This is a genomic window from Chryseobacterium indologenes, from assembly GCF_018362995.1.
In the GTDB taxonomy this organism is placed as follows: Bacteria; Bacteroidota; Bacteroidia; order Flavobacteriales; family Weeksellaceae; genus Chryseobacterium; species Chryseobacterium indologenes_G.
The window spans coordinates 165,832-188,433 of the sequence record NZ_CP074372.1 but is presented as its reverse complement, the minus strand read 5'-3'; the positions used below and the strand labels follow the sequence as shown (position 1 = coordinate 188,433).

Here is a 22,602-nt window from a genome sequence, read left to right as displayed (position 1 = left end):
AAGTTTTTTTATTGATGATCTACTGTGTTGCTTTCATCATGGCATTGGTAATTTCAATTTCCTTTTTTCTGGAATATGCAGAATCAAAAGGCTCCATTACATTGAATAAATATTGGTAAAAAGGTGTGATCTGCCGTACATTTTCAGATTCTTTAATCGCTTTTTCTTTACCCATTTGCTGCAGCCCTTTTATAAAAACACTGAATTTTTTATCAATCGGCTCCATTGACTTTAAAAGATAAGCATGTGCTTTTTCTTTCTGCCCTAATGTTTTGTAAGCTTCTGTAACTGCTGAAACAACTAATGCATATTCCATTGGTTTTGACCTCATCTGTTTTCTGGCAGCCGCTTTAAATACCGGAGAAAGATTCTGATAGTAGTCATATTCTTCAAATATTCCTTTCTTAAGGGTTTCCGCCAGCTGAAGACCTTTCTGCTCCTGTCCTGCAACTATGTATCCGGTTACCATTGAGCTTAATGACCTTGGATCGTTGTACTTTTCAACCGGGATTTCTTTCGCGGCAAGGTCCAGGAGTTCTAAAGCCTTCGCTTTCTGTCCGCTTACCACAAGTGCAGATACAGCCCTGCTTACAGACATCCTGTATCCTAAAATATTGGAAGTTGCCGTTTCATTATAATAAACACTGAGGTCTTTAAAATTCCCCCATCTGAAGTTTTTCACCACCTGGTAAAGCGAATTGGCATCTACCCTTCCTTTATCTCCATCGGAACTCTGAGGTGTGTGAATAGGAACCAGCCTGTAGCTGAAACCGTCAAACTGCAGGTATTCGTCAAGGTAAAAAATATTTTCGCTGTCATACATTCCTCCTGATGAGAAGTTAACAGGACGTTTCCAGTCGAAATTGGCCAGCATATCAAGCATCATCAGATTGCTTTTGTAAAGGGTATTCGCTTCATAATTGATCATAATCTGATCTACTGCCTTAGAAAGATCAGCCTGATTAATGATCCCTGATTTTACAGCATTTTCCTTATTTACCGGAAGGATAAATTTACTTACCGGAAGTATGTTATATTTTTCATATTGCTTTTCCCCGAAATACATCTTCAGCAATTCATCTTTTTCGGAAGATCTAAGTTTAAGGAATCTGATAGCATCTTTCACCGTCAGAGAATCCTGGGTAAGATATTTTCTGAACTCCTGGAAAGCTGTGTCCGGTGCTCCCTGTTCTTTCAACATTTGGAAAAGGCCTTCCCAATCTTCTTTTTTCATCAGATAAACCTGATCGTTGACCCCATCTCTGTACTCTTCGTGAGTGAGTTCTCCCGGAATCCCCTTGGCATTATATGTTTTTCTTTTTACCTGATCTATATTCCATGGTGTGGCTAAAAGGGTAAAGTTGACAGTTTTCACATCATCCCTGAATCTTTCCGTCTCCTGAATTGCCCACACCGGAAAGGTATCATTATCACCATAAATAAAAATAATATCGTCTTTAGGCAGCGATCGTAAAAATGAATAGGCATAATCACGGGCTGCAGTTTTTTTACTGCGGTCATGCGAAGTATAATTCTGGAACCCCATCATAAAAGGAATTCCCAGCAGCACAACTCCCAGAATAATATTAGCTGCATTAGATTTAAGTTTAGCCTGAATCAGCCAAAGTACAGCTCCTGCTCCCAGACCAATCCATATGGCAAACGCATAGAACGAACCTATCATTGCATAATCTCTTTCCCTTACTTCAAATGGTTTTACTCCGGTATAGAAGACAATTCCCATACTTGTAAGAACAAATAGGGAAAGAATAGCATAAAACCTCCCGAAGTCCCTGTTCAGCTGAAAAAAGAAACCGATAAGTCCTAAAATCAATGGCAGAAAGAAAAACTTCACGGTACTTTCATTTTTAAATTTAGCCGGCATATGATCCTGATCACCCAATAACGCATTATCAATAAAAGAAAATCCTGAAATCCAGTTACCATTGGTATTTTCCATATGTCCCTCAAGATCATTCTGTCTTCCTACGAAATTCCACATCAGATATCGGACAAAGTAGTATCCGTTCTGGAAAGAGATAAAATAATCCATATTCTGAGCAAAGGAAGGGCGTTGCACCTTGATAAGATCATAAGGTTTTACTTTCAGATAATCTTCTGCGGTGATGGAGTCTCCTTCATATTTGGCCCTCAGTTCATCAAAAATCCTTTTAGCCTCCGGATTGTCCGCTATTTCTTCATTATCATAATTGAAAGTAAAATCAGGAGCGCCATACAAAGCAATATAATTAGCGGTAACCTCTTTATCCTCATTGAACATCCTCGGCATGAAACTGATGTGCGATTTATTAAACACATAATTGAATCGTTCCCCGGTTTTTCTATAGGTTCCGGTTTTTTCATCTTTTTCGTAAATATCTCCGGTCACATCTCTTTTGTAGCTTCCGTCTTCATCTTTTTCCAAACCGTTTCTGTCTAGAAATGCGGTGTAGTTCTGTCCATAAATTGTTGGCCAGTCACCATACTGTACCCTGTTGTAATAATCTCTCATTCCTATTGCAGTATCCGGATCATTAAGGTTCATCGGCGGATTGGCATTTGCCCTGATGGGAATCACCAGCCAGCAAGAGAAACCAATCATCATATACACCAGAGATAAAACGATGGTCTGATAAACTTTTCTTTTTGTTTTCCTCGCATATTTAATCAGGAAATAACTCATAGCAATCATAAGAATAAATGCTACAATCGTCCCTGAATGGAAAGGAAGTCCCAACCCGTTCACAAAGAAAATCTCAAGTTTTCCAAACACCGTCATCACCAAAGGAAATATAATCTTGAATACGAACGCAAGAATTCCCAGCGTTACCAGATTAGCAACCATGAAGCTCTTCCAGGAAAAAGTATAGTTTCGGGCGTAATATACCAGACATATGGCAGGAATAGCCAGCATACACATCATATGCACTCCCACAGAAAGTCCTATTGCAAAGAAAATAAGAATGATCCATCTTTCACTGTCTGCGGCTTCAGATTCGTTCTCCCATTTGGTGATCAGCCAGACCAGCAGCGCGATAAACACAGAAGCCATTGCATAAACCTCTCCTTCTACGGCTGAAAACCAGAAGGTATCTGAAAAAGTAAAACATAAAGCTCCGATGACTCCGGCAAACAGAATTGGAATCTCCTGAGATCTGGTAACATCGTCAAAATCTTTATTCAAAAGCCGTCTTAAAAAATGGGTAATCGTCCAGAACAGAAACAGAATGGTAAATGCACTGAACAACGCTGACATGGCATTGATCACAATGGAATAATTTTCAGCATTTCCCAACGCAAAAATACTCGCCCCCGCCCCTACAATCTGGAATAAGGCAGCTCCCGGAGCATGAGTTACCTCAAGTTTTACTGCAGAAGAAATATACTCTCCGCAATCCCAAAAACTCAGGGAATGTTCCATTGTTGAAAGATATGTAATAAGTGCAACAGCGAAAAGGAACCATCCCAGTATGGTGTTCCATTTTTTAAAAGACCAGTTTTTCATATAATATTTTCAATATGTATATGACAACCGGGAGAAAGGGTTTATTACATGAAAGAAAAAATTAATAATATGATTGTTTGAAATATTTGTTTAGCCTTCAATTAAAACAAAGCTTTTAACTAAACTACTTTCACAAATTTTTTGATACAAATTAACAATATCTTGTGTAATCATAAAAAGTGTATAATAATCTGCATTGTTATGGAGCTCATTTTTTGTAAATGTGTAATTGATATTTTTATATTTAATAGGTGGAACATCATCTGAAGTATGAATTCCATTATTATGGAAAGTATTCCTTATGTTAGATAAAATTGAAATTGCCTTCCATTCATCATTATACCCAATATTCAAAACTTCAAATAATTCTTTTCTAATAATATAAAACGGTTTGTTTATAGTCTGAGGTTTGATACATTGTAATAAAACTCTAAAAAACCTTTCTAGAATACTTGATAGCTGAAAAATAAGGGCATTTTTTCCTTGTATTTGATACACACTCAATAATTTTTGATAGTCCATTATTGAAGCTGTTTGAAGAATTTTATCAAACAGTGGTTTATTTTGTAAAATATTGATGAAGTAATGAGAGTTTAAATTATGAAAGAGCAAAACCTTATCTAACTGATTAATAAACATATTTCTAATATCATGTTCTTCATAATCTGGATTTTCGGTCCATTTCTTTAAATATGTCCTTAAATTTTCAAAACTATTTAGAACTTCCTTTTGATTTTCAAATATTTAGGTGTTTTAATAAGATTTAATTTCATTTTTTAACATTGTTCATGTTCGATGAAAAAATTAATACGTATTATTCAATCCTCCATCCAAAGGAATGCTTGTTCCGGTGAGATAATTTGAATACTCTGAAGCCAGAAAAGCCACCAGGTGCCCATATTCTTCCGGCTGTCCGAATCTTTTCATCGGAATTTTATTTTCCCTTGCTTTTTTTATTTCCTCCGCTGAATCACCACTTTGCTGAGCTTCATGGGTAACCAGTTTTTGAATTCGTTCGGTGTCAAAATATCCTGTCAGAACATTATTTACGGTAATATTATGCTGTGCGATTTCATTAGAAAGGGTTTTCGCCCACGCAATGACTGCTGAACGGATGGAGTTTGACAGCGCCAGACTTCCGATCGGTTCTTTAACGGACAAAGAGGAAACGTTGATAATACGGCCATTTTTCTGTTGGATCATATGAGGCAGAGCCAATAAGGTTGTTTCGCAAACCGTTTTAAATAGAAGATCAAATGCTTTCTGATAATCATCCGGAGTTTTATCCAGTGCTAAACCTGGCTCAGGACCGTTTGTATTATTAACCAGAATATCAACAGAATGGTCATTAAAATATCCTGTTATAATTTTTTTATAATTTTCAAAGTCCGAGAAGTCGGCTACCAGGTATTCATGTTTCTGTTCCGGATTGATGACTGGCAGTGAAGAAACGAAATCTTTAAGCTTTGTTTCATTGCGGGCCATAACGGTAACATTAGCACCACATTTTGCCAGTTCCAGAGCAATTCCTGCTCCTATTCCCTGAGTTGCCCCTCCCACTAAAACGTTTTTTGAAAAAAGTTGAATATTCATAATGTCTTGATCAATGTTAATTGGTATAAGATAAATGTAAGAAAAAACCTCCAAATTACATTTTGAAGGTTTAATTTTCTAAGCTCAATTTCTTATTTATTTGACAACTGTAGCTTCAAGTTCCACTTTTAAAGTTTCAAACAACCCTTTTACTTCAAGCATCGTTACGGCCTGCTGTATTTTATGTTGGGCAATCCATTCCTGAAGAATGGGAAAATAAGGCCAGAGTTCTTCAGTAGAAGTTGTATAGATATTTAATCGTACTATACCGCTACATTCATATCCTGCCGTGCTGATCACTTCTTCCAGGTTGGCAATAGCCTGCTCCAGCTGCGATTTCATATCTTTATCACTGGATGTTCCATCAGGATCAATAGCCGCCTGTCCTGAGCAGTATAAAGTACTTTCAACATTTTTTACCTCCACAGCCTGAGAATAGCTTCTCTCCTCCTGCCATTTCCATGGGTTAACCGTTCTTTTTTCCATTGTATGAATTTGTTATATATTACGGTACAAAATTGCAGAACAAATACAGCAAATCCCTGTGATCCTGATCACGATTATGAGGTGATTCCGATCACTTTTTTACAATGGCAGACGGCTTAAAGTTTCCCTGGAAACGCCTAAATAAGCGGCTAAAAGAGATTTCGGCACACGTTGGACAAGAGAAGGATACTTTTTCAAAAGCTGATCATACCGTTCTTTTATTCCGGTTGTCATCATTGAAATGGTTCGCTGCTGAGCGGTAATAAATCCCATATATGCTTTTTCCAGAAAAAAATGTTCGAGTTTTGGCAGATGGGCACAGAGCTTTTTATAGTCATCTAACTGAAGACACAATACTTCTGTATCTTCAAGACATACTAAAGACATCGTTGCCAACGTTTGCTGATAGTAAGCAGAAAAATCTGTTTCCCACCAGTCTTCCATCGCAAATCCAACAATGTGTTCTTTTCCGGTTTCATCAGAATAAACCAGTTTCAGAAGGCCTTTCAGAACAAAATAATTATAAGGCGCCCTTTCTCCTTCCTGTACTAAAAACTGATGTTTCCTGTATTTTTTATAGGTAAAACAGGATGATATGAATTCAAATTCATCATCACTCAGGGGGATTATTTTTTCAATGTGAGATCTTAGCTGATGCAGCATGTTCTATTTCTTGTAGTATAAAAGTACTCTTTTTTCATCAAGACATTTAAATTCATTGTCTTTATGATATAAACAGCGTTAAAATGTAAACGGATAAATATTACTTAATGTTGGATGAAGCCTATTCAAGGTTTTATAAAACTCTTGTTGAACAGATTCCGGGATGTTGTCATATTCATCGAAATACATATCCAACTGGCGGATAACAAAAGCCATCTGCAACCATTCTTCAAAATTAATATTCATGGGTTCCAGCTTTTCATCATAGTCATGATTATAGAAAAAAACCTGATCATCAGTATTCAGGAACCATTGATCCCCCTGCCCGTTACCAGCAAAACACCAATAATCAGTAAAGTCAAATTCTTTATTCTCATTGACAGCCTCAACCGAATTATACAGGATCGTTTCAGAAGAAATTTCTGCCGTTGGTATTTGAGTGACCCAATTCCTGTACCGTTCAGAGAAAGGAAATGATATTGTTTTGGAAAAGTTCTGCAAAGGAATTTTCACTTTCAATATTTCAGATTCTATTTCTGCTAGAGTTAATATGGCAAAAGAAATCATAAGCTGTAAAAATTAAGGCTTTTGTTTCAACAGTTCATCAATCTGCTGGTAAAAAGAATCTTTACTATAATCTGCCAATCCTTTATGATACAGACGTATTTCGCCTTTTTTATCCAGCACAACGGTTGTAGGTAATGATCCACTGTAAAGTACTCCGGGGATATTGCCAGCCGGTACCAGAAAAGGAACTGTAAAGCCTTTTTCTTTTAAATATGATTTTCCAAGAGCAGTGTTGTCGTCAAGATTTACGGTAAGAAATACCATATCCGGATTGTTTTTATATTGATCATATAGCTTTTGAACTGAGGGAAACTCTGCCCTGCAGGGAGGACACCATGAAGCCCCAAAATTAATGAAGACTACTTTATTTTGTAAATCAGAAGTATTGATGATGCTCCCGTCTTCGTTTTTAAGCATAAACCCGGCGTAGGAAAATCGTGCTGAGGTATTCTGATCCTCTTTTGTTTCCGATATACTGGAATTAAGGATTCCTGTGGAAGCAACCTGTCTCATCAGCCACGCTTTTGCATCTTTATTCACCAATACGATAATAAACAATATTGTCAGTATTGCAGTGGAGCCATTTTTCCTGATCCACATTTTTACATTTTCCATATTCTTTCCTCTTAATTCTTAGCCAAGATAAGACTAAAATTCCGATCAAAAGTTCTGAAGATCGTTTTTACGCTGAAAGTCTTTTCATCACAGAAATAAAAGCCATTTAAGTATTCCGATGTATAATTTTCACAATAAACAGTAATAAAGTTTATACTATGCCGTTAATAATTTATTTTTTAACATAATCAACTAAAAAACCATTAATAAATCAATATACAATGCATAATATTATTTTTTATGTAACAGTCTCATTTTATTCTTGCTTTTACCATTTTCAAAAACACCCATTTTCAATGGATTTATTTCATAATTAATTTGTTACGTGTAACAAATTCCCTGTTCATCCAACTAATCGTACGTCAACAAAATATTAATTCCTATACAAGAGATCTACTACTTTAAAATAAACTAATGCAAACATCCTTTTTAAAAATTACCGCTGCCACCGCAGCGCTCTGTTTCAGTACCCTGGCAATAGCCCAGCAAACCTACTCTGTAAGCGGAACTGTGAAAGACAAAAAAAACGGTGAGCTGTTAATCGGAGTATCGGTAAAAGTAAGTGAAGATCCTACCATCAACGTTACAGCCAATGAGTATGGATTTTACTCTCTTTCACTTCCTGCTGGTACTTATACCGTCATTATTTCCAACCCCGGATATAAAGATTTTGAACAGCAGATCAAAGTGGATCAGAATATGAAGCTTGATCTTCCTCTTCTGCCTCAGGAAGAGACAACAAAGGCCATTGACGAAGTGGTGGTAACCGCTATTAAAAAGGATAAAAATTTAACATCAGCTCAAATGGGAGCAGAAACGTTAAATATAAAAAGTATAGAAAAACTTCCTGTTCTTTTTGGGGAAAAGGATGTAATGAAAACCATACAGCTTCTGCCGGGTATCAAAAGTAACGGTGAAGGAAGCAGCGGATTCAGTGTAAGAGGCGGTGCTACCGACCAGAACCTGATATTATTGGATGAAGCACCTGTTTATAACGCGTCTCACCTTCTTGGGTTTTTCAGTACATTCAACAGTGATGCCCTGAAAGATGCGAGTATCATCAAAGGAAACAGCCCTGCACAATACGGAGGCCGACTTTCGTCTGTACTGGATGTCAAAATGAAAGACGGAAACAATAAGGACTATAATCTGAATGGAGGAATCGGTCTGATCAGCAGCAGACTGAGTGTAGAAGGGCCTATTCAGAAGGAAAAATCATCATTCATTGTTTCGGGAAGAAGAACGTATGCGGATTTGTTTCTTAAAACCAACAAAGATTATAAAGATAACAAGTTATATTTTTATGACCTCAACCTGAAAGCCAATTATCAGATCAACGAAAACAACCGTATTTATCTTTCGGGATACTTCGGAAGAGATGTTCTGGGACTGGGAGACACCTTCAATACAGACTGGGGAAATACTACCGCCACTTTGAGATGGAACAGCATTATCAGCAGTAAGCTATTTTCCAATACATCTTTCATCTACAGCAATTATGATTACAAAATCAGTCTGAAAAATGATGATACGGTATTTGATTTAAATTCAAAAATACGTGATTGGAACCTTAAGCAGGATTTTACCTGGTTTGCCGGGAATAAGCATTCTGTACGTTTCGGTCTTCAGTCTATTTATCATACTCTTACCCCAAGCAGTGCTTCCGGTACTACGGTGAGCAGCTTTCCAAGAAATCCGAGATATTCATGGGAAAACGCTGTTTACATCAACGATGATTTTAAAGCAACGGAAAAGCTAACCATCAATTATGGAGTAAGACTTGCGATATTCAGTGTATTGGGAGGAGATACTTTCAATACGTATGAAAACGGGGTGCTTACCGATAGTAAATTCTTAGAGAAAGGGAAATTCGGGAAAACGTATGTGAATCCTGAACCAAGAATTAGCGCAAATTACCGCATCAATGAAGTAAGCAGTGTGAAAGGAGGTTATTCCCGAAACACGCAGAATCTTCATCTTTTAAGCAACAGCAACAGCGGAAATCCTACTGACCAGTGGATAGGAAGCAGCTATACGGTAAAACCTGAAATTGCAGATCAGGTCAGTGTGGGCTACAGCAGAAATTTCAACAACAATAATTATGAATTAAATGCTGAAGTTTACTATAAATCAATGAAAAATCAGATCGACTTCAAAAATGGGGCTCAGATTGGATTTGATGCCGGATCTGATGTAGAAAGTGAACTGTTGTTCGGAAAAGGAAGAGCTTACGGTTTGGAACTTATTGCCAAAAAGAAAAGCGGAAAACTTACAGGATGGATTTCCTATACTCTTTCTAAAACGGAAAGAAAGATCAACGGAATTAATAATAATGAATGGTACAACGCCAGAATGGATAAAACCCACGACCTGTCTATCGTTGCCACTTATCAGCTTAATCCGAAATGGAGCTTTTCAGGATTATTCGTTTACAGCACAGGAAATGCCGTTACTTTCCCTACCGGAAAATATGAGCTGAACGGGCAAACCATATTCCAGTACAGCAACAGAAATGCTGACAGGATGCCTGCCTATCACAGAATGGATCTGAGTGCGACTTATGAGCCAACATCCAATAAGCGATTCCGTGGCTCATGGACCTTCGGTATTTATAACCTGTACGGAAGAGAAAACGCCTACACAATCAATTTTGAAGACAATCCTGACCGTCCCGGAACAACACGTGCAATGCAGACTTCTCTGTTCCGCTGGGTACCTAACATCACTTATAACTTCAAATTCTAAATCATGAAAAATACTTTTTATATCATATTATCTCTCTTTGCATTAACCTCTTGTGAAAAAGAGATTGATCTGGACCTGAATAATGAGGGCGGAAATATTGTCATCGAAGGAAATGTAACCAATGAACCGGGGCCTTATACTGTAAGAATTACAAAATCAGTCAGTTTCTCAGAGCCTAATCAATATCCGGCTGTAACCGGTGCTCAGGTCATTTTAAGTGATAATACGGGCCAAACCGAAACATTGCAGTACACAGGAAACGGAATGTATCAGACAACAACTTTTGTTGGGCAGCCCGGAAGAACCTATACATTGAAGATACAGGCGGAAGGAAAGCAGTATACCGCTCAGAGCAGCATGCCTGAAATTGTTCATTTTGACGGACTTGAACAGAGTTCGTTCAAATTTGGTGACAAAACCACTTATACCCTTCTACCGATCTTTACAGATCCACAGCCGCTTGGGAACCGTTATCTTTTTAGTTTTACCATCAACGATCTTCCTAAAAAATACATGAATACCTTTTCAGACAATGTAAATAACGGAATGCTTAACCAGCAGCCTCTGATTCTGCCTAATGACGATAACAAAGGCAGAGATCATGAAGTGATTGTGGGGGATAAAATCCATGTAGAAATGCAGTCTATTGATAACAATATATTCACTTATTATAGTGCTTTGCTTCAGATTTCCGGAGGCAATGGCGGGGGTGCTACTCCAGCCAATCCGCCAAGTAATATCAACAATGGAGCTTTGGGCTATTTTTCCGCCCATACAACAGATACGGAGACTTTTGTGATTCAGCCTGTAACTCCTTAGAGAATATAAATCCCGATTAAATCGGGATTTTTTTATATACCAGTTTTATGTTCGATAAAAAATCCATAAATTCCTACTGACAGTCTGTTGTCATAACTACCCGTTACCTTTGTTTAAAATTAGTTTAAACAAAAAAAATCTTATGAAACTTACGTCATTAAGGCTCATCAGCAAAGACATTAAAGCAGCAGTAGAATTTTATGAACAAACCATGGGAGCAACTGCCCGATGGTATACTGAAGACTTTGCAGAACTTTCTACAGATTCTATAACCATTGCGATTGGCAGTACCCGAACCATGCAGATGTTTTCGGAAGGTCTTACAGAATTTACAGGAACAAAATCAATCATTATTGAATTGATGGTTAAAAATGTAGATGAAGAATATGAAAGAATTAAAAGTATAGCCTCCGAGATCATTCAGGAACCTACAACAATGCCCTGGGGAAACAGATCACTTCTGTTCTGCGATCCGGATGGAAACATGATTAACTTTTTTACTCCGGTGAGTGTGGAAGCTGTAAAGAAATTCAGCTAGAACTCTTTCATTAATAAAAACAAAAACTCGCTGAAGATAACAGCGAGTTTTTCATTGAATATAATTTCAATTTACTTCCCAAGGAACTCAATTGCTTTTGCTACAAAGGTATCATGATATTGATAGAAAGAAGCATGCCCTGAATCCGGGAAAATCACCAATTCTGCTTGGTCTAAATTCTGAGCCATATTTTTAGCATTCTGAACAGACACAGGAAGATCATTTTCACCATGAACAATCAGTACAGGATTTTTGATCTTTTTTATTTCTGTAAGAGCATCGACATCGGGTTGAGCCCAGGTCAATACAGCCGTAAATTGAGAATTTGAAGCAGCATCATTTAACGGAAGATCTCTGTCTGTTGTACGAAGCTGGATTCTTGCATAAGATGCTTTTCCTTCCATAATACTCTGAGCCGATTCTGTAAATCCGAATTTCAAAAATGAGGCTTCAGGACTTAATCCCGCTGTTCCTGCAACAATATTAGGTAAGTTTGATAATCCGATAGCTCCCTGAGGCCCTGTTCCGGTTAAAATCACTTTATTAATCAGTGAAGGATGAGTCAGCACTATTCTCTGGGCAATAAACCCACCCATGGAAAATCCCATGATATTGACTTTGTTCAAGTTCATTGCATTGATAAAATCGACAGCATCATCGGCCATTGCCTGAACGGTGTTGGGAGTTGTTCCTTTTGAAGAAGCTACTCCTTTGTTATCAAAGATAATTACTTTGTATTTTTTTGCCAGTCCGTCTGTCACCGCAGGATCCCAGTCATCCATAGACCCGCCTAATCCCGGCAGAAGCACCAATGGGATCCCGTCTTCTTTTCCTGAAACACGGTATGCAATGGCATTTCCTTTAACGTTTATGAATTGGGTTTTGGCCGTTTGGTGGTTTCTGTTTTGTACCTCCTGTACCGTGGGAGGTTCATTTTCTTCAGTGCAGGAAACCGTCACTACGGTAAAAAGAGTTAAACATAACAGGCTAACAGCTGAGATTTTTCTGATTGTTTTCATTGTAGTTTATTTTTGTTTGATTATGGTGCAAACATAAAACACAAAAACAGGCAGAACACGCAAAAGCTTTATCAACAGGACATTTTAGGAATTCAATTAGACATTTTTGAAGGTGAAAATGACAAGTGTAAAATGGGAAGATGATTTTGAAATTTCTTAAGCCTTTTTCAATGCGTTGAGGGTTTTCATAGCTTTTTCAGCATCTTCTTTTGCAATAAAAATATGATCATGAAAGTAAGCGGCAACTACATTACAGCTGATATTTTCCTGTTTCAGGGCATTGGCGAAGGCCGCAGTGAGCCCTACAGCTTCCAGAGAAGAATGAATATTCAGAGTAATCCATGAAGCAATATAACTGTAAGTCATACTCCATTCATCTGCCATTTCTTTTTTTAAAACAATGGTAACCGCTTCAGTTTCCCGAAAGAAAAACAAAACCTTTTCTATATCCGGTACCTCACTGAGGTTTTCAACAGTACAAAATACATATTCCCCGGCATTCAATACCGGTTCCATGTTCTGAAGCAGAACGGCCAATTTTTTTTCTCCTGTCATCTTTTTTTGGGTACAAAACTAAGATATAGATTACAGTATCTGTTTATCAAATGATAAAAAACAAAAAAGGAGGCATACAGCCTCCTTTTTTGTTTTGTAATTGTAACCTGTCAACTGAACCTCTTTATATATATTTGTGTTTTTTTCATCTGGCTTTTTAAGAAGCCCGTCTGAGGTTACTCATCACCACGTTTAATTTCATCAGTGTTTTATTAATTTCATCATTTGTGTTTCTATAACTATTGTTTATTAATTGTATAGTTATAATCATTTGTTGTTTTGTGTATGAAATTTAAAACCTGAATAAGCATTTTTGATTTACTTTTTTCATTGCTTAAATTTCATAGTACAAAGGAACAACATTACACAATAAAATCCTCTATAAACCCCATCGATACATCTCGATTTACTTATAGATATTTATCGATAAAATTAAATTCTCTGACAAAAAGAAGTGAAAAATATCCTACAGACTGTTATAGTTTATGGTGTGTTTTAATGAGGTCCACCAGCTCAACCATATTTTCTATCTTTAGTTTTTCAAAGATGTTCTTTTTGATTGTGCTTACTGTATTCTGTTTGATATTCAAGCTGTTTGAAATTTCCAGGTTTCCATATCCTTCGGCATAGAGTTCTGCAATCTGCAGTTCCCGTTTGGTAAGACTGTTGAGAGGGCTTATCAGATCCGGATTGTAGACAAGCTGCACCAATAGATTCCTCAAAAGATCAGAAAAATATTCTCCTTTCTCTATAAAAGTTGTGATGGCTTTCCTTACCTCTTCCTCCTCACTCAGTTTGCTCAGGTAGCCGTTAGCACCCGCTTTGATAAATTTAAGGCCATGCAGATCCTCTTCAAGTCCTGTAAAAACCAAAACTTTAAGATCAGGATTTATACTTTTCATCTGAGGCAGAATATGCAGACTGTTTCCGTCAGGGAAATGTGCATCAATGATGGCCATCTCAACTCCTTTGGATTCTATAAGCTCCAATACCTGATGTAAGGATGAAGTCTGATAGACTTTAGCGTTGGGAACAATATCACTGATAACAATTTCCATTCCCTGGCGTACAATGCTGTGATCGTCTGCCAGCAGGAAAATAATTTCTTTATTTTGAATTGGTGTTTCCATTATTATTACGATTTAAATTGATCCTGAATGTCACTTTCGTTCCTTTGTGCAATTTGCTTTCCACTGATATATCACCGTCGAAAAGCTCTACAATTTCTTTTACCAGGTTAAGACCAAGTCCGGCTCCCAGATTATCTACCTCATCAGATACCATTCCCTGATAATAAGGATCAAAAATTTTACCAAGATCAGATTCTGATATTCCTACTCCGGTATCTCCTACCGTTGTAATCAGGGAAATTTTATTTTCTTCTATGGGTTCTATAGCCATAACGAGATCAATCTGTCCGTTCTCTGTAAACTTATTGGCATTCCCCAGGATATTCATGAAAATCTGGTTGATTCTTATATTATCCGAATAGACCTCTACCCCTTCAGGAATTCTGTCTGTTACCACAAACCTGTTGTTTCTGGTTTCCAGATAAGGAGTAATTACCTTCACAATAGAACTAATCTCATCTTTAAGATTAAAAACCGATTTTATAAGTTCTTTTTCAGCATTCTCATTTTTAGTGTATTCCAGGATCTGGTTAGATTGCAGAAGCAGAGTACTGTTGGTAAACTTGATGGATTTTAGATAATCCTTTATCGTTTCGTCCTCTGTGGTTCTGTGGATCTTATCAATAAAAATATTAATGATTTTTAACGGAGATCTCAGATCGTGGCTCAGCATTCCCAGAATTCTGTTTTTAAAATTAAGGTTCTTTTTAATCTCTTTATTGGCAGCATCCAGTTTTTGTTCATAGATAAACGCCATTCTTGTAAAATACATGATCAGAATGGATACAATAAACATAAGAATCATCAGTCCCAATACCAGATAGGTTCTGATCCTGTTATTATTAGAGCTCTGCTCGTTATATTCTTTTTCCAGTTCGGTTTTAAAATCTTTGATGGCATTTTCATACACTTCTATTAAGCCGTTGCTATACACCAGCAGTTTACTGAAATTGCTGTAAAACTGCAGGTTGTTCTTCTGTTTTTCGGCAGCAAGCATCTGTACTTTCTTCACTTCAGCAGCATAATGCTTATCCATAGACTTTATTGTGTTGTCCATTTTAGATTTAACCTGAGAAAGATCCAGTGTTTTGTTGTTGGTCATCGTAATCACCGTACTTTCTTTCTGAACATCCACTTTCCCTGTTACAGCATCTTTTAAACGACCGAAAAAGCCTTTCTTTTTAACAGTGTCTGCATAGGTGCGGGTTTGAATTTTCAGATCTTCAAAATCATTTTTATACTTTGCAGGTTCATATTGCTTTTCTTCTATCTTTGCCGGCGGATTCAGAGATGTCTGATATACTGAATCTATCAATATTTTCAGTTTTGCGGTCTTCAGGGTATCCTGTCTGTGAGCGGCAAGGTTCTTTTTCAGCCTTGGGCTTGTATTTTCATATTCACCAATCTTATCAAAATTGATTTTAAGTTTTCTCAACGACTGAAAATAAAGCTGCAACTCTTTATTATTCTGAGTAGCCATATATTTCTGCAGATGCTCCTGAGCATCCAGAAAATCTTTCCTGGAGTTATCCGTCAATCCTCCTAAAGCACGGCTCTCTTCCAGCTGGTCTTTAATAAACTTCAGCTTCTTCCCGTTGACAAATTCATTATAAAAAAATATGGCGATAATGACCTGTATCAGTAAAATACAAAGGATCAATGAGTAATGAACAAGTTTTCTCAATTTAAAATTTAAGAATTTATATTTCATATTTGTTTATCAGTTAAATTAATTTCCTGACCACATAAGTCCATTAGATATTAGCCTTCAACAATATACTATTATTTTCAACAATTTCATAATAGCAGCATATCATCTCATTCGCAAAGTTAAAGTAATTTTTGTCTTCTTATAATAATGAATATTTGATAAAACTCACAGAATTTATTTTTTTTTACTATTAAAATGCTTTGTAAACATTTAGTTTTATTTGCGTAAATCTATTTTTTTAGATCAATTGCAAAAGTTGATGCTCTGTAAAATATTCTGCATCTGCTTATTTTATTATATCTACCGAATAATATTTGATCAACAGAGCATGAAAAAAGCAGTCCTACACTCTTGTCTTTAATCTATAAACCCAAAAAACCCTTAATACACTCATTTTTAAATTATTAAATTCATTTTGTGCTTTTTTAATCAAAATATTTATTGCAGTATCCATTAATTTATTACATTTGCATAACTAGTTATATAATTGATTATACGTATGGATTTATTTGAAAAAACAGGAAAAATTGCATTGGGGAGCCGGTTGCGGTTTATGGCTTCAAATATTACAGAAGAAGCAGCAAAGATTTATGAGCTTTATGGTGCTGATTTTTCACCAAAATGGTTTCCGGTATTCTTCGTTCTCTCCGAAGGTGGCTCAAAAACCATTACGGAGATTGCTGAAGAAATAGGACATTCTCAACCTTCAGTGACCAAAATTATCAAAGAAATGACCACCGCAGGATTGGTTAAGGACAATCAGCAGTCAGATGATAAGAGGAGAAATATTGCCGGACTTACGGAAAAAGGAAAAGAACTTTCTGAAAATATAAAAATCCAGTGCATAGATATTGACCATGCTATTGATGAAATGATTGACGAAGCAACTCATAATCTTTGGGAAGCACTTGCAGAATGGGAGCACCTTTTTGAACAGAAATCTTTGCTTTCAAGAGTAAAGGAACAGAAAAAGGCCCGCGAAAGTAAAAATGTAAAAATCGTTGATTATAATCCGAAATACCAATCCGCATTTAAAGCACTTAATGAAGAATGGATTTCTGCCTACTTTGAAATGGAAGATGCCGACTATAAAGCATTGGACAACCCTGATGAATATATCTTAAATAAAGGCGGAAAAATACTTGTTGCCCTATATAACGAAGAACCGCTCGGAGTCTGCGCTCTTATCAAAATGGATGACCCTGATTATGATTTTGAACTGGCAAAAATGGCCGTATCTCCCAAAGCACAGGGAAAAAATATAGGCTGGCTACTGGGACAGGCCATCATCAGCAAGGCAAAAGAATCCGGAGCATCAAAAATATATCTTGAAAGCAATACCATCCTGAAACCCGCCATTAATCTGTATTACAAACTGGGTTTCCAGAAAGTATCCGGACGTTCAACTCCTTATCAGCGTTGTAATATTCAGATGGAATTAGACCTAAAAAATTAAAATATGTACGATAAAAAAGTAGCCATCGTTATCAAAGACGACCTGTTGCCATGGCAAAAACTTAATGTTGTTTCTTTTTTGGCCGGAAGTATTGCAATTGAATTTCCTGAAACTCATGGTGAAAAGTTCATCACTGCAGATCATGAAGAATATTTAGCTTTTATCAAACATCCTACCCTTATCTATAAAGCAGATAATGCAGAAAAACTTCAGAGAGCGTTCCGCCGGGCAAAAGACCGTGAGCTGGCAATAGGAATCTATACCCGACAGCTTTTTTATACAAGGTCAGGTGAAGAAAATGTTCTCGAAATAGCAAAACATACTGCAGACAATCTGGATCTGATGGGTATAATTGTATATGGCGAAAATAAAAAGGTTGATAAAGCTTTAGACGGACTAAAATATCACGAATAAAAAAGCCAATTTCTTATAATACTAAAAATGCACAACCCTTATATTGTGCATTTTTTATATCATATACTATTCAATACTTGCAAAACATAAGATCTTATATTCTAATTCATATCATAATCATTAGTATTTTCTATTTCTCTAAGGAAATCTTAAGATGATATTTTCCTAACTTTTCAGATTGAAACGAGTTAAAGAATGCTTCAGACAATTCATTATATTCTCTGAAATATTCAAAAGATAATAACAGCAAAACAGATTTATCATCTTATGACAGATAAAAATTTTAATCCCGGAAAAGGCTTTGTATTCAGTAAACATGTGCCGGAGGAATTATCACATTTTGACCGGGTCTTTGATGTTTTCAAAGATTTGCTCACCCATACCTCCGGAGATCTTGAGGAAGCCTTTGAATGGCTTGATATGCTTGATAAGGAATATGATATTTTCAGTGACGAATATACTCTTCAGGATTTTGAAGAAGACTTGAAAAAAAGAGGTTATATCAAAGAAGAAGACCCTGAAGAAGGCAATACCGGAAGTGGAAAAGGCAAAAATATATTAACCCCAAAACTGGAAGCTGCCCTTCGCGAGTATGCTTTAGATCAGATATTCGGAAAGCTGAAGAAAAACGGAGCGGGAAATCACCGCACCAGCAAAACAGGAGTTGGTGACGAACGCGATGGTGAAAACCGTTCCTTCCAATATGGAGACGACTTAGCAGCCGTAAACATGACTGAAAGTTTAAAAAATGCCCAGATCAACAACGGAATCTCAGACCTGCGCCTTACGGAAGATGATCTCATTGTAGAGGAAACCAAACATAAGGCACAGATGAGTACCGTCCTTATGATCGACATCAGCCACTCCATGATCTTATACGGTGAAGACCGTATTACTCCGGCGAAAAAGGTTGCCATGGCACTTGTGGAACTGATTAAACGGAAATACCCCAAAGATTCCATTGATATCATTGTTTTTGGAAATGAAGCGTGGCCCATCAAAATCAAAGACCTTCCCTATTTAAAAGTAGGGCCTTATCATACCAATACGGTAGCCGGCCTGGAGCTAGCCATGGACATTCTTCGCAGAAAAAGAAATACCAACAAGCAGATCTTCATGATCACCGATGGAAAACCGAGCTGTATTCAGCTGCCGAGCGGTGAATTTTATATGAACAGCTTTGGATTGGATGAAAAGATTGTGAACCAATGTCTCAACAGAGCAGCACAAGCCAGAAAGCTGAAAATTCCGATCACTACTTTTATGATTGCCCAAGATCCTTACCTGCGTCAGTTTGTAGAAGAATTTACAGCTCAGAACAAAGGAAAAGCATTTCTGACAGGGCTGTCAGGTTTAGGGCAAATGATCTTCGAGGATTACGAAAAAAACAGAATAAGAAGAATATAAATATCAGATATTAAATCACTTGACATAAAAATCTGATCAGATAAATAGTATTACAAGACAATGAAAAACGATATTACATTCAAAGAATTAAAAGACTCCGGTTATACCCATAAAACGATTAATGAGGAAATCCAGGCGAACTTAATTGCCAGGATTAAAGCTAAAGAGCCTGTATTTGAGGGACTTTGGGGCTATGAAGACACCGTGGTTCCCCAATTAAAAAAAGCAATCCTTGCCGGGCACCACATCAATTTACTGGGTTTACGCGGTCAGGCAAAAACAAGAATTGCAAGAAGTATGGTCAACCTGCTTGATGAGTATATGCCCATCGTAAAAGGATCGGAAATCAATGATAGTCCATTCCAGCCAATTTCAAAATATGCCAAAGATCTGATTGATGAACTGGGTGATGAAACTCCGATTTCATGGATACACCGTTCTCACCGTTTCTATGAAAAACTGGCTACTCCAGACGTAAATGTTGCGGATTTAATCGGTGATATAGACCCCATCAAAGCAGCTACTTTAAAACTTCCTTATTCCGATGAGCGTGTTTTACATTACGGAATGATTCCGCGTGCGAACCGTTCTATTTTTGTTTTAAATGAATTGCCGGATTTACAGGCCCGCATCCAGGTTTCCCTGTTTAATATTTTGCAGGAAGGAGACATTCAGATCCGTGGTTTCCAGCTGAGAATGCCGCTTGATATTCAGTTTGTTTTCACGGCTAACCCAGAGGATTATACCAACAGAGGAAGTATTGTAACTCCGCTGAAAGACAGAATCGGATCCCAGATTTTCACCCATTATCCAAAAACAATTGCTCTTGCCAGACAGATCACAGAACAGGAGGCATTGATTTCTGCTGAAGATAAAGCACAGATACAGATTCCTGACCTGGCGAAAGATCTTTTGGAGGAAGTTGCTTTTGCGGCACGTATCAGTGAATATGTAGATGCAAAAAGCGGTGTCAGTGCCCGTCTGACCATCAGCGCTATGGAGAATTTAATTGCCGCAGCCAAATTACGTTTGATTGAATCCGGAGCGGAGCGAACTACTGTCCGCCTGCTTGATTTCATGTCCATAATTCCTTCTATCACAGGAAAAATTGAACTGGTATATGAAGGAGAACAAGAAGGTGCTGATTATGTTGCCAAAATACTGATTGACAAAGCGGTTATGACCCAATTTGAAAGCCTGTTCCCACGTATCTCCAAACTTGAAAAAGAAGGTATCAAAACTCCTTATACCGACCTGATCAGATGGTTCAATAAAAATCATCTGGAACTTAATTATAATGATACGGATGAAGAGTTTTATGCTAAACTCGATGGGATAGCTCCTCTGACAGCTGTAGTAGAAGAAAATGCTTCTGATCTAAGTTCTGAAGATCAAAATTTCTGTAAAGAATTGGTATTATGGGCACTCACTATCAGTAATAAAATTGATAAGTCGGAAAGTCAAAATGCTTTTACTTTTGATTCTCCCGGAATTGGTCAGTTTTTGCGTAATTAAAATCGATATCCGACATATTTAAATATAAGACCTTCAGATCTGTTCTGAAGGTCTTTTGTTTGTACTAACCCTTGTCAAGGTTTAAAACCTTGACAAGGGTCAGGAATCAGGAATCAAAAAGTCACATAAATTTTATTCTCAATAAGATTATTTTATATTTTATACCATGTTATCATTTTTAAGTATAGCAGCTCCAAAAGGATTGTCAACCAGCCACAGCCATTCCCCATCTTCATTCCTTTTCATAATGCACGAAGTATGACCAGTCATATGTATAGCATGTCCATCCGGAGCAATTCCCGTCATTTCCCACTGATCAAGCCACATCGCAACATCATTCACAACCGTCACGTGGGGAACTTCTCCTTGAATATCCAGCTTTGATCTGCAGATCTCATTCATTGCCAGACTTATCTGTTCAAGTCCTCTCAGCTCTTTTCCATCTCTATTAATGTAGACTGCTTCAGGATGAAAACAGCTTAATGCTCCTGCAGCATCTCCGTTTTTTATACAGTGACGGAAATAGGCTACTGCTCCCTCCTCTGTTTGTCTGTTAAACTCCTGCATTTTATTTCAGATTTCGGGAGTTTAATTCTTCGTCTAGTTGTTTTTTATTTTTATTCCAGCGGCTGGCAATAGAACCTATAAAAAATAATGGCAAGACAGTCAGAAACCCAAAACCGTCAGTTATGGTGCTGTAAATCGAAATACCTACCATTACTCCCAGAAGTACAGCATTAAGAATATTGCCGGATTTAGCTTCTTTTTTCTTTATCAATAATTCCTGATCGGTTAACTGTGATAATTCTTTTTCCATGGTTTCTTTCAAGTTTTTTAGTTGTTTTTTGTTTTTAAAATGGTAAAAATTATGGTTTCCTGATCTATTTTATACCAAAAGCTAAAATACAATTTTGCTGAGATATTTTTTTATTTCTTTTATTTGTAATGAATTTCAGACTTTATTTTTCTGAAAACTTCAAGCTTATGGAAGACAACCTGAACTGTATTTACAGAGTCATCAATTTTATGGAAAAAAATTATGATCAACCCGTCTCTGTAAAGGAACTGGAAGAAATTTCCAATTATTCTTACCGGAATATCCAGCGTATTTTTAAGTATAGCTGCGGAGAAACCATAGGCGCTTTCCAGCAAAGGCTGAAGGTAGAAAATGCTTATAAGAGAATTCTTTATACCCAGGAAAATCTCACCACAATTGCTATTGAAGTAGGATTTGCCAATCTTGCTTCTTTTTCTAAGGCTTTTAAACAACATTTCGGGATTTCTCCAAAAGCAGCAAGATTAGATAAGGAACAGCTTCTTTGTGAAGATGAGATTATTCCGGTAACCTCTGAAGTATTGCTGGAACCGGAAATTGTCTTTCTTAAACCAATGCAGGTGTATTATCAAAGCGTTAAAACCTATTATAACAATGATGAAATTGAAGTATTGTGGGAAAACTTCATGCAAAATGATTTTCCTGGTTCCGGAACAGAATATTTTGGAGTTATAGCAGACGAACCATTAATTAAAACGGAAATCAACTGCCGGTATGATGCATGCTCTTCAACACAGTCCGTCAACAAAAAGCTGCCTTCAAAAACAATATTCGGCGGTAAATATGTCCGCTTTACCCATACCGGCAGCTATGAAACGATAGATGAAACTTACACCAAAATCTACTCCCGTTGGATTTTTAATTCTGGTCTTGAATTTTCACACTCTCCTATCATAGAAAAATACGAAAGGCATATTGAACAGGAAGACAATCAGGAAGAACAGCTGACTTATATTTTACTACCTTTGAAGTAACTTGTCAATTTGGGACAAGTTTTCACAATTTTATCGATCTAATTTTGCTCTGTTA

At 37.0% G+C, this 22,602-nt stretch carries 21 protein-coding genes; 8 read left to right on the top strand and 13 right to left on the bottom strand.

All coding sequences use genetic code 11. The annotated features are described in order from the left end of the window. Positions 1 to 19 precede the first annotated feature (19 nt). From DYR29_RS00835 to DYR29_RS00805, 7 genes are all read right to left on the bottom strand, one after another. Positions 20 to 3,505, bottom strand: a complete 3,486-nt coding sequence (locus tag DYR29_RS00835; protein ID WP_213278793.1) for a glycosyltransferase family 117 protein — start codon at positions 3,503 to 3,505, stop codon at positions 20 to 22. 90 nt (positions 3,506 to 3,595) lie between these two features. Then, positions 3,596 to 4,144: a hypothetical protein gene (locus tag DYR29_RS00830; protein ID WP_213278792.1), complete on the bottom strand. Its 549-nt coding sequence runs from the start codon at positions 4,142 to 4,144 to the stop codon at positions 3,596 to 3,598. Between the two features lie 165 nt (positions 4,145 to 4,309). Then, positions 4,310 to 5,098, bottom strand: coding sequence for an SDR family oxidoreductase (locus DYR29_RS00825; protein ID WP_213278791.1), 789 nt, complete (start codon positions 5,096 to 5,098; stop codon positions 4,310 to 4,312). Positions 5,099 to 5,194: 96 nt separating this feature from the next. Continuing rightward, positions 5,195 to 5,584, bottom strand: a complete 390-nt coding sequence (locus tag DYR29_RS00820) for a RidA family protein (protein ID WP_213278790.1) — start codon at positions 5,582 to 5,584, stop codon at positions 5,195 to 5,197. 99 nt (positions 5,585 to 5,683) lie between these two features. Then, on the bottom strand, positions 5,684 to 6,247 hold the full coding sequence (locus DYR29_RS00815) for a Crp/Fnr family transcriptional regulator (RefSeq protein ID WP_213278789.1): 564 nt from the start codon (positions 6,245 to 6,247) through the stop codon (positions 5,684 to 5,686). Between the two features lie 78 nt (positions 6,248 to 6,325). Further along, positions 6,326 to 6,814: an SMI1/KNR4 family protein gene (locus tag DYR29_RS00810; protein ID WP_213278788.1), complete on the bottom strand. Its 489-nt coding sequence runs from the start codon at positions 6,812 to 6,814 to the stop codon at positions 6,326 to 6,328. Between the two features lie 12 nt (positions 6,815 to 6,826). Then, on the bottom strand, positions 6,827 to 7,429 hold the full coding sequence (locus tag DYR29_RS00805; RefSeq protein WP_213278787.1) for a TlpA family protein disulfide reductase: 603 nt from the start codon (positions 7,427 to 7,429) through the stop codon (positions 6,827 to 6,829). A gap of 414 nt (positions 7,430 to 7,843) precedes the next feature. Between DYR29_RS00805 and DYR29_RS00800 the strand changes: the two genes are divergently transcribed. From DYR29_RS00800 to DYR29_RS00790, 3 genes are all read left to right on the top strand, one after another. Continuing rightward, positions 7,844 to 10,174, top strand: coding sequence for a TonB-dependent receptor (locus DYR29_RS00800; protein WP_213278786.1), 2,331 nt, complete (start codon positions 7,844 to 7,846; stop codon positions 10,172 to 10,174). 3 nt (positions 10,175 to 10,177) lie between these two features. Continuing rightward, positions 10,178 to 10,993, top strand: coding sequence for a DUF4249 domain-containing protein (locus DYR29_RS00795; protein ID WP_213278785.1), 816 nt, complete (start codon positions 10,178 to 10,180; stop codon positions 10,991 to 10,993). Between the two features lie 142 nt (positions 10,994 to 11,135). After that, a complete protein-coding gene (locus tag DYR29_RS00790) occupies positions 11,136 to 11,531 on the top strand; it encodes a VOC family protein (protein ID WP_213278784.1) in 396 nt (131 codons plus the stop codon). Between the two features lie 71 nt (positions 11,532 to 11,602). Here DYR29_RS00790 and DYR29_RS00785 read toward each other — a convergent pair whose 3' ends face one another. The 4 genes from DYR29_RS00785 to DYR29_RS00770 all read right to left on the bottom strand — a co-directional run bounded on the left by DYR29_RS00785 (position 11,603) and on the right by DYR29_RS00770 (position 15,919). Then, positions 11,603 to 12,550, bottom strand: a complete 948-nt coding sequence (locus DYR29_RS00785) for an alpha/beta fold hydrolase (protein ID WP_213278783.1) — start codon at positions 12,548 to 12,550, stop codon at positions 11,603 to 11,605. A gap of 156 nt (positions 12,551 to 12,706) precedes the next feature. Beyond that, positions 12,707 to 13,105: an ACT domain-containing protein gene (locus DYR29_RS00780; RefSeq protein ID WP_213278782.1), complete on the bottom strand. Its 399-nt coding sequence runs from the start codon at positions 13,103 to 13,105 to the stop codon at positions 12,707 to 12,709. Between the two features lie 476 nt (positions 13,106 to 13,581). Next, on the bottom strand, positions 13,582 to 14,235 hold the full coding sequence (locus DYR29_RS00775; RefSeq protein WP_213278781.1) for a response regulator transcription factor: 654 nt from the start codon (positions 14,233 to 14,235) through the stop codon (positions 13,582 to 13,584). Beyond that, positions 14,213 to 15,919 (bottom strand): sensor histidine kinase, encoded by a 1,707-nt coding sequence (locus DYR29_RS00770; protein ID WP_249413572.1) that lies wholly within the window; start codon positions 15,917 to 15,919, stop codon positions 14,213 to 14,215. Before DYR29_RS00770 ends, DYR29_RS00775 begins: the two co-directional genes overlap by 23 nt. Positions 15,920 to 16,445: 526 nt before the next feature. Between DYR29_RS00770 and DYR29_RS00765 the strand changes: the two genes are divergently transcribed. The 4 genes from DYR29_RS00765 (at position 16,446) to DYR29_RS00750 (ending at position 20,738) form a co-directional block, all read left to right on the top strand. Then, positions 16,446 to 17,402, top strand: coding sequence for a bifunctional helix-turn-helix transcriptional regulator/GNAT family N-acetyltransferase (locus tag DYR29_RS00765; RefSeq protein ID WP_213278779.1), 957 nt, complete (start codon positions 16,446 to 16,448; stop codon positions 17,400 to 17,402). A 3-nt stretch (positions 17,403 to 17,405) separates the two neighbouring features. Continuing rightward, positions 17,406 to 17,816 carry a DUF2000 domain-containing protein gene (locus tag DYR29_RS00760; protein ID WP_213278778.1) on the top strand — a complete coding sequence of 137 codons (411 nt, stop codon included), beginning with the start codon at positions 17,406 to 17,408 and terminating at the stop codon, positions 17,814 to 17,816. Positions 17,817 to 18,083: 267 nt separating this feature from the next. Further along, entirely contained in the window at positions 18,084 to 19,223 is a 1,140-nt protein-coding gene (locus DYR29_RS00755) for a vWA domain-containing protein (RefSeq protein WP_213278777.1), read from the top strand. A 60-nt stretch (positions 19,224 to 19,283) separates the two neighbouring features. Further along, positions 19,284 to 20,738, top strand: coding sequence for a sigma 54-interacting transcriptional regulator (locus DYR29_RS00750; protein ID WP_213278776.1), 1,455 nt, complete (start codon positions 19,284 to 19,286; stop codon positions 20,736 to 20,738). Between the two features lie 159 nt (positions 20,739 to 20,897). Here DYR29_RS00750 and DYR29_RS00745 read toward each other — a convergent pair whose 3' ends face one another. Together DYR29_RS00745 and DYR29_RS00740 are read right to left on the bottom strand one after the other, a co-directional pair. Further along, entirely contained in the window at positions 20,898 to 21,305 is a 408-nt protein-coding gene (locus DYR29_RS00745; protein ID WP_213278775.1) for a YybH family protein, read from the bottom strand. 1 nt (position 21,306) lies between these two features. Next, positions 21,307 to 21,555 (bottom strand): DUF92 domain-containing protein, encoded by a 249-nt coding sequence (locus DYR29_RS00740; protein ID WP_142716386.1) that lies wholly within the window; start codon positions 21,553 to 21,555, stop codon positions 21,307 to 21,309. 167 nt (positions 21,556 to 21,722) lie between these two features. On the opposite strand from DYR29_RS00740, the gene DYR29_RS00735 reads away from it, so the two are divergent. Beyond that, the gene (locus DYR29_RS00735) at positions 21,723 to 22,547 is read left to right on the top strand and encodes an AraC family transcriptional regulator (RefSeq protein ID WP_213278774.1); all 825 of its coding nucleotides are present in this window, start codon (positions 21,723 to 21,725) and stop codon (positions 22,545 to 22,547) included. Positions 22,548 to 22,602 lie beyond the last annotated feature (55 nt).

Coding starts and splice junctions, on each gene's coding strand:
- DYR29_RS00760 (WP_213278778.1), top strand. CDS start 17,406: ATGTACGATAAAAAAGTAGCCATCGTTATCAAAGACGACCTGTTGCCA.
- DYR29_RS00755 (WP_213278777.1), top strand. CDS start 18,084: ATGACAGATAAAAATTTTAATCCCGGAAAAGGCTTTGTATTCAGTAAA.
- DYR29_RS00815 (WP_213278789.1), bottom strand. CDS start 6,247: ATGCTGCATCAGCTAAGATCTCACATTGAAAAAATAATCCCCCTGAGT.
- DYR29_RS00740 (WP_142716386.1), bottom strand. CDS start 21,555: ATGGAAAAAGAATTATCACAGTTAACCGATCAGGAATTATTGATAAAG.
- DYR29_RS00825 (WP_213278791.1), bottom strand. CDS start 5,098: ATGAATATTCAACTTTTTTCAAAAAACGTTTTAGTGGGAGGGGCAACT.
- DYR29_RS00830 (WP_213278792.1), bottom strand. CDS start 4,144: ATGTTTATTAATCAGTTAGATAAGGTTTTGCTCTTTCATAATTTAAAC.
- DYR29_RS00820 (WP_213278790.1), bottom strand. CDS start 5,584: ATGGAAAAAAGAACGGTTAACCCATGGAAATGGCAGGAGGAGAGAAGC.
- DYR29_RS00785 (WP_213278783.1), bottom strand. CDS start 12,550: ATGAAAACAATCAGAAAAATCTCAGCTGTTAGCCTGTTATGTTTAACT.
- DYR29_RS00780 (WP_213278782.1), bottom strand. CDS start 13,105: ATGACAGGAGAAAAAAAATTGGCCGTTCTGCTTCAGAACATGGAACCG.
- DYR29_RS00810 (WP_213278788.1), bottom strand. CDS start 6,814: ATGATTTCTTTTGCCATATTAACTCTAGCAGAAATAGAATCTGAAATA.
- DYR29_RS00745 (WP_213278775.1), bottom strand. CDS start 21,305: ATGCAGGAGTTTAACAGACAAACAGAGGAGGGAGCAGTAGCCTATTTC.
- DYR29_RS00775 (WP_213278781.1), bottom strand. CDS start 14,235: ATGGAAACACCAATTCAAAATAAAGAAATTATTTTCCTGCTGGCAGAC.
- DYR29_RS00765 (WP_213278779.1), top strand. CDS start 16,446: ATGGATTTATTTGAAAAAACAGGAAAAATTGCATTGGGGAGCCGGTTG.
- DYR29_RS00835 (WP_213278793.1), bottom strand. CDS start 3,505: ATGAAAAACTGGTCTTTTAAAAAATGGAACACCATACTGGGATGGTTC.
- DYR29_RS00805 (WP_213278787.1), bottom strand. CDS start 7,429: ATGGAAAATGTAAAAATGTGGATCAGGAAAAATGGCTCCACTGCAATA.
- DYR29_RS00790 (WP_213278784.1), top strand. CDS start 11,136: ATGAAACTTACGTCATTAAGGCTCATCAGCAAAGACATTAAAGCAGCA.
- DYR29_RS00750 (WP_213278776.1), top strand. CDS start 19,284: ATGAAAAACGATATTACATTCAAAGAATTAAAAGACTCCGGTTATACC.
- DYR29_RS00735 (WP_213278774.1), top strand. CDS start 21,723: ATGGAAGACAACCTGAACTGTATTTACAGAGTCATCAATTTTATGGAA.
- DYR29_RS00800 (WP_213278786.1), top strand. CDS start 7,844: ATGCAAACATCCTTTTTAAAAATTACCGCTGCCACCGCAGCGCTCTGT.
- DYR29_RS00795 (WP_213278785.1), top strand. CDS start 10,178: ATGAAAAATACTTTTTATATCATATTATCTCTCTTTGCATTAACCTCT.